This window comes from Rhodopirellula baltica SH 1 (assembly GCF_000196115.1).
GTDB classification, from domain to species: Bacteria; Planctomycetota; Planctomycetia; order Pirellulales; family Pirellulaceae; genus Rhodopirellula; species Rhodopirellula baltica.
The window spans coordinates 2922640-2935952 of record NC_005027.1; the positions used below are offsets into that span (position 1 = coordinate 2922640).

A 13313-nucleotide genomic window follows, 5' to 3' on the forward strand; every position below is an offset into this window, starting at 1 on the left:
TTTTGAGCGAACCGTTTGAATGAGTGTGAACCCTTATCAGACACCGTCGACTCCACCGCCGGAATCGGAGCCAACCGATCGACCTGAAATCGCCAGAGATGAATGCCCACTTTGCCGGACAAAAAACCAAATCAGCTCTGTATTGTTCTCATTGCAATACGAATGCAAAGGTTGCGGAACGCGAATGTTCGTCGAGATGCCGGAAGGACACGAATGGATTCGCTCTCTCATTGTCGCCACACTGTCGCTCAGCCTCTTGGCCCCTGCGTTGTTCGGTCGGATAGAGATCGGTCACTTTTTTCCGGTTGTGTTTGTCGGCATGTTGGCCGCTGGCACAACCGCTCGCTACAAGTTTGGCGTGCTGAGTGTTTACCGTGGAGGCTGGTATCAAAGACAAGTGAAACGGAAGTCACTGCCGATACCACCCCAGAAAGAGCAACGCACCAAAGAGTCGCCGAGTTCTGAAATGAATTGATCCAAAAACGCTGAGTCGCTGTTGAAGTCACAACGCGAACTACGCGTCAAGGCGAAGTTAGATCAAGGCGAAGTAAGATCACGACAAAGAGCGATCACGACGGCTTTGCTTTCTCGCGACCACTGCGATCGCACTCAGCCCGGCGACTAAGGAAAAAATACAAGCGACCACACCAGTTGTCGAAAGGCCGCTCACCCACCCTTCCTCATCATCTTCCTCCGGACCGTAGCTGAGCGGTGGTGCATCGAGGTACTTCTTCCGGAACTCCACATCGACATCCATATCAGCTGCGATCCATGCCGCTTCATCGGCAGAAATGCGAATAAACAAATTGTTGCCTTTCTCTATCTCTTGAAACAACAGCTCCTCGACTTGCTCCAGCTCGACATCTTTCTGCATTGAAATCGTCGCCTCCGCTTTGTCTCGATATGCAACGGTTGCATCCGGGTCATCCACCTTCATGGATGCTCTCAGATAGGCTCGGGTCGCCAGCATTTTCGCGTCATCGTTGCTAAAGTCCGCCAGCAACAAGTCGCCGAGTGCTTCCAGCAACACAGGCGAATCGGCGTTTCCAAATCGCATCATTCCCATGACGCCTCTGGCAGCGGCTTGAATCTCCTCCAACCTCACGTCCTCCGCCGCTTTTCGGGATTCCAGCACAAAAGCAGTGAAGCCAAGTGGTCCTTCACCAACGGAGGTGGACAAAGGTAACTGCGGTGATTCACTTTGCCTTTCAATCAGATACTCGACCAGAAGCTGCTGATAGATTTCACGACCAAAGTGGGCATCCGAATTGATCGCAATGGCGCTGCGAATGTGCTTCAAGCCTTCCTCCAGTCGCCCCGCATGAATGTAGAACGTCCCTAGATTGGCTTCCGATTCGTAGCGACCTTGGTTCGGCCATCGCTCCATCTTCTCAAGAATCGTTTCAATGGCTTTGTCGTGATTGCCAAGTTTGTCGTGAGCGACCGCCACATCGTCCAGGTCCGAAGGTAGCTGTTGGTTCGCTGGCTTCGCCATTCGATCGGCGATCCTCCATTCGTAGTAGGCGTCCGAATGGCGAACAAAATACCCAGCAATCAATTCATTCGCACCGGGAAACAGCTCGCGTTCCATTGCCAATGTGTCGTAGTCCCACAAACAGGCGGACAATTGACGTGGGAAGAATGCTGAGAAGACAGCGACGAATAGCACGAATTTTCGCATGTGATTGGCTCCTGATACGATTAAGCCTACACGATCAGAAACGCGACTGTTGCTCGATCACTCAACCACCCAATCGATGCTGGAAAGAAGCGGGGCTGATCCAGCAAGTTTCCGCCACTCGGCCTGGTTGCTTCCTCCGATCAACACTGTGACTTCGCTGGTGGCCATGGTCAGAAGCTCAGGAAGTTCGAGCACCCTGCTGACGTTCAGCAAATCCGGTGAATCTCGATTGGATATCGGAAGATTCAGCAATTTCAACTTGGCAATGGAGTCCGACCAAACGGAGGCATGCAACGCGATGAACGCCGAATCGTTCGTCCCACTCAAGGTCCATGGACCGGCCAAATTGAAATCTTCTCGGTGTCCGCTCAGTGCTTTCAACGCACTGACGACGTCATAAATTTGCATTCCGGCAACAGTTTGTCCCAACAGCATGAATCGGCGACGGATGTGTGTCCGCTCTCGCTCATCACGCGACCATTCGGTCGGCCCAACTCCACGAGGCGCAATCAAAACCGTAGGACGTCCCGATTCAATCATCTCGTTCCAAACATCCTGAGAAGGTTCCATGTTCGGATAGCGTTGCGGGTCGACCACGGCCAGTCCGGACGTGGCACGATCCCAACCCGCTTGATCCAACACAACCACATCGACGGGCGACGCTGTTGTGGCCTGCTTCTTTTCGGTCGTTTTCTTCTCCACTTTGGTAGGACGCACGATGATTAGTGGCAGACAATACGGGGCTTGACTGTCGTACTGGGCAAAGATGACCTCAGCATCGTCGCGTGTGAGTTGCTCGAAGTTGGTCAACGTTTGTTTTGTCGAAACATCATCTGGCCAACCAGCGAATGTCAACTCATGAAGCAGCTTTTTCCAACTCTCACTCAACGTTGCCAGCTCTTGAGGTGTTGAAGGCGATTTGTTGAGCGTTGCTTTGGGAACAAAGGTTTCGTGAATCGTTGTCACGCGTTCGTCCATGGGCAGTTCATCAAACACCTTGAGTTGCTTGGTGTCGAACAGCTTTGTTGCCACCGTATCAACGAGTGACTCATCGTTTTTCAGATGACGATTCATCCATCGAAACGCATGAATCCGTAGCTCTTGGGTGTCGTGGTGCGGACCGGAAGTGATCTGCAAACCCAGATTTTCCTCCGCCCCATACAGCTCATAGATCTTTCGAACCTTGGCGTGCACATCCACGACGCCCTCCAGTGGAAAGATCGAATCGCGATCGGTGTTTGAGATCAGCAGCGGTCGTGGAGCAACCAACGCGGCGACCATTGGAAAATCCCAACGATGCGTATTGACCATGTACATGCAATCGCAGTGCCCACTGACGCAGCCATCAACCACATGGTTGTGAAGACTGGTGATCCCAGCGACCGGCACTGCCGCTTGGATGCGTTCGTCAATCGCAGACAACCACCATGAGTAGGCTCCGCCGCCGCTTCGGCCCGTCACGCCAATCCGATCGGGATCGACATCGGCTCGAGCTTGAAGCAGATCGATTGCTCGCGTGCTGTTCCAAGCTTCGACGCCTGCGGGTGTGTAACCGCGATTGTTCCACCACCACATTTTCTCTCGGTAAGTGCCGTGATGAATCCCTTCGAACTCACCAAGCTGAATGGTGTCGATGACCAAACACACATAGCCGTTGCGAGCGAACCAGGCGCCGTGGTGTTGATAATAAACTTTGTTTCCGTAACTGATGCCGTCTTCCACAACGCGTCCGTGACCACAAACGTACAGAACCGCGGGCAGGGGCTCGTCCACTTCTGCGGGCCGATACAAATTTGCGGTCACGTACAGTCCTGGCATCGACTGAAAATGCAGCTTTTCCACGACGACGTCACCCTTGCGAACTTCGCCCGTCACGGTCGTATGCAATTCGCCTCGCTTGGGCATCGGGTTCAATCCCAACATGTCCAGCAGTTGCTGACGATACATTTCTCGCGTACTCGTCCAGTCCTCCAAATTTTCGATGTCCGCGAGTGATCGATCCGTCAACAAACGAGTTTGCTGCTCGAAGTAATCAGCCACCAATCGATCACCGTCGGGCGAGACCGCCGGGGTGTCATCGGCACGAGAGCACGGAGAAAGAACCAAAAGCACCAGAATCAGAATCGGTGCAGCGAATGGCAGATAAAGCGTGCGCATGAGTGAATCTCAATCGCGAAGAAGGTGGGATATGGGGCAGGGGAGCATCCAGTCGATTTCAAAACCGCTCGGTTGCTCAGCCCCATTGTAGGTGGTTCACGACTGCCTGTGCTTCACCCGTGGCGATCCATCAACTCTTCTTCAAAAAGCCAATGTTATCGCGGTCGCTCACGCCCGGCGATTGTATTGATCGACTTGTTCGTTCAGCGTCCACAGGTCGTACAGCCAACCGACGCCAAACAGCCCACCGGTGAGCAAATAGATAACGCCGGTGATCCACTTTTCGAGATAGAAACGGTGGATGCCGAAGAGACCCAAAAACGTCAGCAGAATCCAGGCCATGGTGTAGTCCACCGGGCCCGACGTGAAGCGTCTTTGAGCACGCCGATCCATCCTTGGAATCAAGAACAAATCAATCAGCCAGCCAATCCCGGCTAGACCCAGGGTAAAAAACCAAATCGTTCCTGTGATCTGCTTCCCGTAATAGAAACGGTGTGCTCCAAAGAAGCCAAAGATCCAGACGATGTACCCGATCACAATGGAATGCGTTTCGGGCGACGGCATGTAACCTTGCGAGGAAGGCGCTGAGGGCTGTGGGTGGTTGTGTGTCGTCGACATGGCACTTCGCTGCATTCGGATGTTCGCATCGCAAAAAATTCGCGATGGCTGAGGCACTTACCCCATAGCGGGCTGTTGATTCAATGAGCCGTACCGCGCTAGCGGCGGTTAGTCAGACGCCAACCGGGGCGAACGCCCATCGGCTGATTGTCGTCATTCGGTAGACGACTAAATCAACAGGCTGTTAGGGCACCATTTACGAGTGCATGTGGCGCGCCATTTTGCGAAGCACACAACGATCGCTGCTTTATCAGCAATCCTTCGTCGAAAACTGTGCCCGTACCATGCCAGCGAACACCACCGGTCTTCTAGGATTCCAACGAGCGACCTTGCCCGGATCGTTCCGCTTTGGCTTCTGATCGGCTGCGTTGTTGCATGTAGAGCTTGATCGGAACTTCGCCGAACGGCAGGTGATCCCGCATCCAACCAATCAGGTAGCGTTGGTAGTCGTGGGTCAAAGCCTTGGGATCACTGCACATCACAACGACCGTTGGTGGTTCGGTCGAAACCTGCGTGGCATAGAAGATCTTCGGTCGACGGCCTTGGTACATCGCGGGCGGATGCTGCTCGATCGCCGCTCGCAAAATTCGGTTCAGTTCGCCCGTCGACACTCGGCTTTGGGCTTGTTTGTAAAGCATCGCGGCGTGGTTCATCACCGCTTTGACATTGCGTCCGGTTTGTCCAGTGATGAACGCAATCGGTGCGTAGGACAGCGTGGTGAATTGGTGACGCAGGTATTTGACCCAACGTTCGGTTGGAACCTCTTTGTCAACCTTGTCCCATTTGTTGACCACAAAGATCACCGGTTTGTGATGCTCCATGATGTAGCCAACAAGTTGCTTGTCGACCTTGCTGGTCTTTTCCAAGGCGTCAAAGAACATCAGCACAACGTCGGCGCGTCGGACGCTGCGTTGAGCGCGGTGGGTTCCGTAGAAATCCAAGTCCGTTCGTATGGATTTGCGTTTTCGCAAACCAGGTGTATCGATCGCCAGAAACGTTTGTCCATCGATTTCGAATCGCACGTCCACGCTGTCTCGCGTGGTACCGGCCACCTCGCTGACGATCATCCGATCGGATTCGGCGAGCGTGTTGACAAAGGTGCTCTTCCCGACGTTCCGACGGCCAACGATCGCGATCTTCATCGAAGATTCAGGGGCGACCAAATCCTCATCTTTCTCCGGCAGTCGATCCACGATGACTTGGATCAAGTCATCACGGTGTCGGTTTTGTGTGGTGCTGACCGTGATCAGGTGACCTCGTCCGAGGCGTCGAAATTCATCCGCATGAATGTCCTGGTGCTCTTGGTCGGCCTTGTTGGCAACCAAGATCACAGGTCGTTCCACACCACGCAGGCGTTCGACAACTTCCTCATCGAGTGGCATCAATCCGGTCTGAACATCGACGACCAGCAAAATCACGTCGGCCGAAGCGATGGCCATGTCGATTTGCCGCCGTACGTCGCTGGTCAGGTCGTCGGCATCTTCGACCCCCATGCCGCCCGTATCGATTAGTTCAAAGAACTGATCGTCAGACTCGATCAGTGTGGTCATGCGATCGCGAGTCACACCTTCGAAGTTATCGACGATGGCGAGCCGACGGCGAGCGAGCCAGTTGAACAGGCTGCTCTTGCCGACATTGGGGCGGCCGACGATGGCGACTTGAGGGACAGGCATGACAAAAATCGAACAGAGGGTAAAAGGAACGACGAATCGGTGGTAACCTGCCAATGGTAAGCTGCGTCGAGCATTTCAAGAATCCCTTCCTTGCTCGAACTTCCCCGCAATGACCGTTTTTTTGACGCGAAAACGCCTCTCCAGTTGCTCATGACCTCCTCAGAAAACGACCTCGACCCCGGCGAAACTCACGAAGCCGCCGGAGAACTGCTGGCTCACCTGCAGCGGGTTGGCATTCGTTTTATTCCCCAACCCAAGGCGGAATCGGTCGAATCGTGGAAATCACGCTGGATCCAGGATGCTGCCTCATCTGAATCACCATCGCCCGTCGCAGCAGCGTCCAGCCCGCAACCATCTCCTCAAGCATCCGCCGCTGGCTCGTCGATCGGGCCCGAGGTCAAAACGCCTCCGCGAGCCCCCGAAGGCAGGCTGCAACCGGTCGAATCCTTCTCCGCATGCGACGATCCCTACCCCGGGACCAGCTTGCCGATTGCGGAACGCGAAAACCAGTTGACGAATTTGGCATCGGTTGTCGCCGGATGCACCAAATGCACCTTGCTGGCCAAGTGCCGGACCCAAACCGTCTTTGGCGAAGGAAATCCAGCCGCGAGATTCGCGTTCTTTGGCGAAGCTCCCGGAGCCGACGAGGATCGATTGGGACGGCCGTTCATCGGGAAGGCTGGGCAATTGCTCGACAAAATGGTTCAGGCCTGCAAGCTTCAGCGGGAAGACATCTATCTGCTGAACACGGTCAAGTGCCGACCGCCTGAGAACCGAAACCCCGAGCCGACCGAATTGGCGAATTGCCGCGAATACTTTGAGCAACAACTTCAAATCCTGCGTCCCGAATACATCGTGTGTCTCGGTGCGGTTAGTGCTCATTCACTGCTGAAGACCAAGCTTTCCATTGGTCGACTTCGGCAACGCTTTCACCAATACCACGAAAGCAAAGTGTTGGTGATCTATCACCCGGCGTACTTGCTGAGAAATCCAGACGCAAAAAAAGCAGCCTGGGCCGATCTGCAGATGCTGATGCGAGACGCGGGTTTAGCCTGATTCCGCTGCCGAACTGAACCAGCAGCTGAAATCATTCAGCATAAAATCGGTTTCGTTCCGATGCGGTCGAGCTGTTTGTTTAGTCGTCTACCGCATGACAACAATTAGCCGATGGGCATTCGTACCGGTTGGCATCTGATTAACCGCCACTAACGCGGTACGGCTCATTGAATCAACAGCCCGCTATCAACCAACGGCGACAGCGTTGTCTTCCGGTGTTGCATCCATCCAGCTGTCGTCTTCTTCATCTTCCTCTTCCGCTTCGCTCGGCATGCTGGCTCGCAGTTCCAACAACTCCTCGCGAATGGTGTTGAACTGCATCGCCAAGGTCGACCAATGATCATCGTTTCGGAAGGTGATGCTTCGACCTTCTTTGCCGTCGATCAAGTTTTGCATTTCTCGACGCATGCTAAAAATCGGTCCGGCAAATCGGTTGCTGACTTTCAAAACGTCGTAGATCATCAATGGTCCCAAAACCAACAAGCCGGGGACCCAGTACATCGCTTCATCAGTCAACGAGAAGAACAGATCCGCGGTGTTCACACCGGGATGGATCATCGACTGAGTGAAAAATTGAATGACAACAAAATAGGTGACGCATGCGGTTCCGTAGAGAACGGCACGCAAGATCAACGCTACTTGGACGTCTTTGTCGATCAACAGTTGTTGACGCAACGGACGGGTGGGTCGCTTGGCTTTCACGGGGCAATCCAATTCAGTTAGCGATGGCGTCGGACGAGTTCTGCAAACTGTTACTCGTCTCGGTGACCAAAATGCTGATACCCACCGAAGCGGTCACGATAATCAGTGACAGCATCACGGCGTATTCAACAGCGGTCGGGCCATCTTCTTCGAGCAAAAATCGCTGGATCGATCGCAAGAAGGGTCTTTGGGACATGGAAATGACTTCATACGGTTACAAATCATGGCGGCAGGATCACGCTCCTACTCTGTCGAAAACCTAGCCCGGCATTGTCATGTGAGCCGGGCATATCGAATGGGTTTGCCCCCGAAGTGGAAATTCATGCCGATCGTTCGGTTTGTAACGCTTGCGCCGTATTCTCTAGAGCGAAGAGCGAAAACTGAGCCCCTCAGGCGAGGAATCCATGGGTTTAGACACTTTGCCAATCGCAAGCTGCCGCGAGAATCACCTCCCTAACCAAATTACGGCTGCGACGTGGACAAACGACGTTTCTTGGCGAAGTATCCTGTGAAGCTTCAGTTTGATCCCAGTTTGGTACCTCGCCGCCCTAGGTCTTTGAAAGATGCGATTTCGATCGATCCCGCTTTCACGTGTTTTGGCTCCCGCGTTCAGTTTTCGATTCTCCACCGCGATGGTTTGTTTGGCCGTCGCATTGGCAGGATTGCTGACCGCGGTCGCACCGAGCACCGCGTCCGCACAACCGTTGCCCAACCCAAAACACAGCGACCCGACGGACAAGTTCCATCCATTGGAACCATGGTTGCCGACGCCGAACGTTTATCGAACCGCTTCGGGTGCTCCCGGTTCTCAGTACTGGCAACAACGGGCCGACTACAAAATTGACGTCTCACTGAACGATGAGAATCAATCGCTCAGCGGCACCTGCGAGATCACCTATCACAACCAATCGCCTGACACGCTGGACTACCTTTGGGTCCAACTCGATCAAAACCGATTCAACAACGATTCGGTTGCCATCACCAGCAAGTCGGCTCCCGGGATCGGCTCGCAAGCCACTTTCAAGTTCGTCGAAACCATGTTGGCTCAACAAGCCTTCGATGGCGGCTACAAAATCAGTTCCGTGACCGACGGAAAAGGTGGCGAGATCGATCACCTGATCGTCGACACGATGATGCGAGTGGATTTGGCCAAGCCATTGCCGCCGGGCAAGTCGACCCAACTGAAAATCGAATACAGCTACAACATTGTTGATGCGACAGTCATTCGAGCTCGCGGTGGCTACGAGTTCTTCGAAAAGGACAAGAACTACATCTACGAAATCGCTCAGTGGTTCCCACGGATGGCCGCCTACACCGACTACACCGGATGGCAACATCATCAGTTCTTGGGTTCAGGCGAATTCACATTGGAACTGGGTGACTACGACGTCCGGATTGATGTTCCAGCGGACATGGTGGTTGCTTCCACGGGAACGCTTAAAAACACAGACGACGTTCTCAAACCGGAATGGAAGACGCGTTTGGCAAAGATGAAGAAGGGCGAAGACCTCGAATTCATCGTCACCCCAGAAGAAGCCAAAGAGAACGAAAAATCCAAATCCAAAGAACGTGCGACTTGGAATTTCACCGCCAAGAATGTTCGCGATTTCGCGTTCGCTGCCAGTCGCAAATTCATCTGGGATGCGATGCCCGTCAAAGTCGGCGACCAGACCGTTCTAGCAATGTCTTATTATCCCAACGAAGCCGAACCGTTGTGGAGCCAATACAGCAGCGAATCAATCGCCCACACATTGGAAGTCTACGGCCGCTATTCCTTTGAATACCCGTACGAAGTGGCCATCAGCGTCAACGGGCCTGTATACGGGATGGAATACCCGATGATCTGCTTCAACGGCCCGCGTCCCGAGGACGACGGTACGTACAGCAAAGCGACCAAGTACGGTTTGATCAGCGTCATCATTCACGAAGTCGGCCACAACTTCTTCCCAATGATCGTCAACAGTGACGAGCGTCAGTGGACGTGGATGGACGAAGGCCTCAACACGTTCCTTCAGTACCTGACCGAACAAGAGTGGGAAGACAACTACCCATCGCGTCGCGGCCCACCGGAAAAGATCGTCCCTTACATGCGGGGCAGCAACCAACGTCCGATCATGACCAGCAGCGATGAAATCCTGCAGTTCGGCTCCAACGCATACGGAAAACCCGCGACAGCTCTGAACATCCTTCGCGAAACCGTCTTGGGACGAGAACGATTCGATTTTGCGTTCTCGCAATATGCGAATCGGTGGAAATTCAAACGGCCAACGCCAAGTGATTTCTTCCGCACCATGGAAGACGCTTCCGGCACCGATTTGGATTGGTTCTGGCGAGGTTGGTTCTACAGCACCGATCACGTTGACGTTGCGATCGAAGGCATCGAACTGTATTTGATCGACAGCGGCGATCCAGACGAAGCCGCCGAGCGAAAACGCAAAAAGAAAGATGCTCGTGAAGATTCAATCTCTGATGAACGCAACCGCGAGTTGCCACTTCGCCGCCGCATCGAATGGCGTCCCGGCTTGAAGGATTTCTACAACGCGCCGGACTACGACGAAGACAAGGTCGAGGAAAACGATCGCAAGAACTATCAAAAGTTCTTGGACAAACTCGATGACGAACAACGTGCCATGCTTCGCCGGACCACTCGGTTCTACGTGGTGCACCTGTCCAACAAGGGCGGATTGGTGATGCCGGTGCCAATGCGAATCCACTACGCAGACAGCACCTCCGAAGACGTTCAGCTACCAGCCGAAATCTGGCGAGTGAACAGCAAGGAAGTGAAGCGGTTGTTCCTGAGCGAAAAAGAAATCGTTCGTTTGGAGATCGATCCAAAGCGAGAAATCGCGGACACCGACGGCGGAAACAATCATTGGCCTCCAAAGTTGGAACCTAGCCGTTTCAAGCTTTATCAATCCGGAAAATCCAGCAACCCGATGCGAAAGGCCGCCGAAAAAGAAAAGGCCGCCGAAAAGCAGAAGGCAGAGGAAGAAAAGAAGAAAGCCGCTTCCGCAGATAAACCCTCTGACGAAGCTTCCAAGAAATCAGACGAAGGCAAGAAGCCAAAGGGCGAAGGCGAAAAAGACGAACCAGCAAAACCCAAGAAGAAGGATGAAGCTGCCGAGGCTGAGCCCAAGGCAGCCAAAGACAAGAAAGAAAACGAAGCCGAAGCAGATTCGCCGGAGGCCACCGACGAATGATTGCGTTTGTCACTTCTTGTTGGCTGGTACTCAGTGGGATGCTATTGCATCCCACTCAGGAAACCTTGTGCGAACTGCAGTGGAATCCTGAAACCGAGCGAATCGAAATTGCGTTTCGACTATCGCTCGCCGATGAAGAACGCTTGATAAAGGAAGCAAATTCGACGCTTTCAAAATCAGGCGAACACAGTCCTGAGACGGCAACCGGCGAGAAATCACGCGTTGACCTGAAACCTCAACAGTTGGCATTTGGCAGACACATGACGTTTGCCAATGACGACGCGTGTCTTCCTGCTCCGAAGCTTGAAAACGCCGCGAAATATCGCTGGGTGGGACGCCGAGAAGAAGGCATCCACGTCTGGTGGTTCGCGGAATACGAGGTTTCAAAACCGAAGGATGGCAAAGTCGTACCGCCCAGTCACGTGCGATGCGATTTGTTCGTCGACACCGCTCGAAACACGGTGCATCCTGGTGGGCATGGACCTCACGACGCGTTTCAGAACACGTTTGTGATCTTGGGCCATCCAGTTCCAGTTTCCGCGGTCATCACACCGCGGGAACCGGTCGCTGAATTGAAGTGGCCTGACTGACGAGTCGGGCGTGGGCGAACCAGCCCGCCCGACAAAAGAATCGCACAGCGGCCTCAGGCGGCCATGCGAGCACTTTGAGTCGAAACACTCGACGTTTTGCGAACGCTGGCGACTTCTTGTGCCAGCACTTCTTCGGCGAGCGATTGATAGTCAATTGCCCCATTGCTTTCGCTGGAATAATCGAAGATCGATTGTCCAAAACTGGGAGCTTCTGCCAAGCGAATATTGCGACGAATTCGAGTGTCAAAGAACTTGGCACCGGAGAAGAATTCGCGACCATCTTTGGATGCGGCGAAGAACTCATCGATGTCGGTGCTGACTTCCGCGGCCAAACGCGTGTTGGCGTCATACATGCACAAAACGACTCCGCTGAGTCGCAACTTGTTGTTCATCCGGCGAGAAACGACTTCGATCGTACGAAGCAATTTGGACAAACCGTGCAGCGCCAAAAAGTGTGGCTGCAGCGGCAAGAACACTTCTTCAACCGCGACCAATGCATTCAACGTGAGCACACCCAGGCTCGGTGGGCAATCCAAAACCAAGTAGTCAAATTCTTCTTCATCGTCGGCGAGCTTGTCGCTGAGAATCATCTCGCGACCGACTTCACCGGCCAGTTCCATTTCTGCGGCGGCCAAGTCCAAGTTGGATGGCACAACGAAGAGGTTTTCACCGACTTGTTGGCGGGCTTCCGACAGCGAAACATCGCTGCACAGAACCTCGTACATCGAAGGCACGCTTCCGTCGATGGCGGTGATCCCAAGGTGCAATGACGCGTGGGCTTGGGGATCCAAATCCATCACACAGACGCGACGACCGGATCGAGCGAGAGCGGCGGCCAAATTGACGCTGCTGGTCGTTTTGCCCACACCACCTTTTTGGTTGATGACAGCGATTGATCGCATGATGGCAATGCTCCTGAGTTACAAATGGTTAGTGTCGTGCGTGTGGATGGATCCGATCCAAATCTGACAACCAATCAAGCCGTGCGAAGATCACTACGCAGTTCTTGGTATGCCAGTAGGACTTCATACAAATCTGAGTCGATTCGCACCACATCATCTGCGAAATCCATCAGCCAAGTTCGGTTGCTTTGGGCGGCGTCGATCAGCAATCGAGCCACTTGCGAAAGCGGAAGAGAAACGGTTTTGGACGTTCCTAAACCAGCCATTCGGTCCAGTTCCATTTCGCGGCGAGCTTGTTTCAGGTCGGTGGAATCCGTTTTCGATTGGTGACGAGCGGTAAGGGATGTCACAGAGAGTCATTCCATTGACGAGAGTTTCGGTTGGCATGGCCGCGAAGATTGGCAACCCGATGGTCAGGATGTAACAAGCCGAGCGGGTTCGACGCCAGGGCGTCGCGTGAAAGAACTATCGACTGTGCCGATTAGGTAACTTGAGAAAAATTTGCGGGCAAATCGAGGAGCTTGAACCCGATCTCAAAAACGCTGGCAAATTGCTCCACTTTCCCTTGCGAAATCGCTTGGCCGGCGGCTGGACTAGTCCATTTGGATTGCTCCACCAACGGATTTTCCTAGTTGAATGAAGCGGTCGTTAGCGATCATGATGGTGGCTCCCCCTGAATCCCCCCTCGATGGACTTCTGCGATGCCCACCCAGCCCCAACCGCCATCAAGAACC

12 protein-coding genes are annotated in these 13313 nt (G+C 53.7%); 4 read left to right on the top strand and 8 right to left on the bottom strand.

The annotated features are described in order from the left end of the window. The first annotated feature begins 19 nt into the window (after positions 1 to 19). Positions 20 to 475: a hypothetical protein gene (locus RB_RS11300; protein ID WP_011120537.1), complete on the top strand. Its 456-nt coding sequence runs from the start codon at positions 20 to 22 to the stop codon at positions 473 to 475. Between the two features lie 78 nt (positions 476 to 553). Here RB_RS11300 and RB_RS11305 read toward each other — a convergent pair whose 3' ends face one another. The 4 genes from RB_RS11305 to der all read right to left on the bottom strand — a co-directional run bounded on the left by RB_RS11305 (position 554) and on the right by der (position 6129). Next, on the bottom strand, positions 554 to 1681 hold the full coding sequence (locus RB_RS11305; RefSeq protein WP_011120538.1) for a hypothetical protein: 1128 nt from the start codon (positions 1679 to 1681) through the stop codon (positions 554 to 556). A gap of 57 nt (positions 1682 to 1738) precedes the next feature. Continuing rightward, positions 1739 to 3838: an alpha/beta hydrolase family protein gene (locus tag RB_RS11310; RefSeq protein ID WP_011120539.1), complete on the bottom strand. Its 2100-nt coding sequence runs from the start codon at positions 3836 to 3838 to the stop codon at positions 1739 to 1741. A gap of 168 nt (positions 3839 to 4006) precedes the next feature. Further along, positions 4007 to 4513, bottom strand: coding sequence for an NINE protein (locus RB_RS11315; RefSeq protein WP_011120540.1), 507 nt, complete (start codon positions 4511 to 4513; stop codon positions 4007 to 4009). 251 nt (positions 4514 to 4764) lie between these two features. Next, complete coding sequence (gene der, locus RB_RS11325; protein ID WP_007330049.1) at positions 4765 to 6129, bottom strand: ribosome biogenesis GTPase Der; 1365 nt, start codon at positions 6127 to 6129, stop codon at positions 4765 to 4767. 90 nt (positions 6130 to 6219) lie between these two features. Between der and RB_RS11330 the strand changes: the two genes are divergently transcribed. Then, the gene (locus tag RB_RS11330) at positions 6220 to 7185 is read left to right on the top strand and encodes a uracil-DNA glycosylase (protein ID WP_011120542.1); all 966 of its coding nucleotides are present in this window, start codon (positions 6220 to 6222) and stop codon (positions 7183 to 7185) included. A gap of 186 nt (positions 7186 to 7371) precedes the next feature. On the opposite strand, the gene RB_RS11340 is transcribed toward RB_RS11330, so the two are convergent. Together RB_RS11340 and RB_RS11345 are read right to left on the bottom strand one after the other, a co-directional pair. Further along, the gene (locus tag RB_RS11340) at positions 7372 to 7887 is read right to left on the bottom strand and encodes a hypothetical protein (RefSeq protein WP_164921884.1); all 516 of its coding nucleotides are present in this window, start codon (positions 7885 to 7887) and stop codon (positions 7372 to 7374) included. A gap of 13 nt (positions 7888 to 7900) precedes the next feature. Further along, a complete protein-coding gene (locus RB_RS11345; RefSeq protein WP_037199528.1) occupies positions 7901 to 8083 on the bottom strand; it encodes a Flp family type IVb pilin in 183 nt (60 codons plus the stop codon). A gap of 367 nt (positions 8084 to 8450) precedes the next feature. Here RB_RS11345 and RB_RS11350 point away from each other — a divergent pair, with 367 nt between their 5' ends. Both RB_RS11350 and RB_RS11355 read left to right on the top strand, forming a co-directional pair. Then, positions 8451 to 11087 (top strand): M1 family metallopeptidase, encoded by a 2637-nt coding sequence (locus tag RB_RS11350; protein WP_011120545.1) that lies wholly within the window; start codon positions 8451 to 8453, stop codon positions 11085 to 11087. Then, positions 11084 to 11677, top strand: coding sequence for a DUF6702 family protein (locus RB_RS11355; protein ID WP_011120546.1), 594 nt, complete (start codon positions 11084 to 11086; stop codon positions 11675 to 11677). The genes RB_RS11350 and RB_RS11355 overlap by 4 nt, the downstream gene beginning before the upstream one ends. Positions 11678 to 11730: 53 nt before the next feature. Here RB_RS11355 and RB_RS11360 read toward each other — a convergent pair whose 3' ends face one another. Together RB_RS11360 and RB_RS11365 are read right to left on the bottom strand one after the other, a co-directional pair. Then, positions 11731 to 12579, bottom strand: coding sequence for a ParA family protein (locus tag RB_RS11360; protein WP_007330043.1), 849 nt, complete (start codon positions 12577 to 12579; stop codon positions 11731 to 11733). A gap of 74 nt (positions 12580 to 12653) precedes the next feature. Then, positions 12654 to 12929, bottom strand: coding sequence for a hypothetical protein (locus RB_RS11365; RefSeq protein ID WP_007330042.1), 276 nt, complete (start codon positions 12927 to 12929; stop codon positions 12654 to 12656). Positions 12930 to 13313: the final 384 nt, after the last annotated feature.

Bases quoted from the DNA above. Each gene is read 5' to 3' on its own strand.
- RB_RS11300 (WP_011120537.1), top strand. From the start codon at position 20: ATGAGTGTGAACCCTTATCAGACACCGTCGACTCCACCGCCGGAATCG.
- RB_RS11345 (WP_037199528.1), bottom strand. From the start codon at position 8,083: ATGTCCCAAAGACCCTTCTTGCGATCGATCCAGCGATTTTTGCTCGAA.
- RB_RS11355 (WP_011120546.1), top strand. From the start codon at position 11,084: ATGATTGCGTTTGTCACTTCTTGTTGGCTGGTACTCAGTGGGATGCTA.
- RB_RS11360 (WP_007330043.1), bottom strand. From the start codon at position 12,579: ATGCGATCAATCGCTGTCATCAACCAAAAAGGTGGTGTGGGCAAAACG.
- RB_RS11350 (WP_011120545.1), top strand. From the start codon at position 8,451: ATGCGATTTCGATCGATCCCGCTTTCACGTGTTTTGGCTCCCGCGTTC.
- RB_RS11305 (WP_011120538.1), bottom strand. From the start codon at position 1,681: ATGCGAAAATTCGTGCTATTCGTCGCTGTCTTCTCAGCATTCTTCCCA.
- RB_RS11310 (WP_011120539.1), bottom strand. From the start codon at position 3,838: ATGCGCACGCTTTATCTGCCATTCGCTGCACCGATTCTGATTCTGGTG.
- der (WP_007330049.1), bottom strand. From the start codon at position 6,129: ATGCCTGTCCCTCAAGTCGCCATCGTCGGCCGCCCCAATGTCGGCAAG.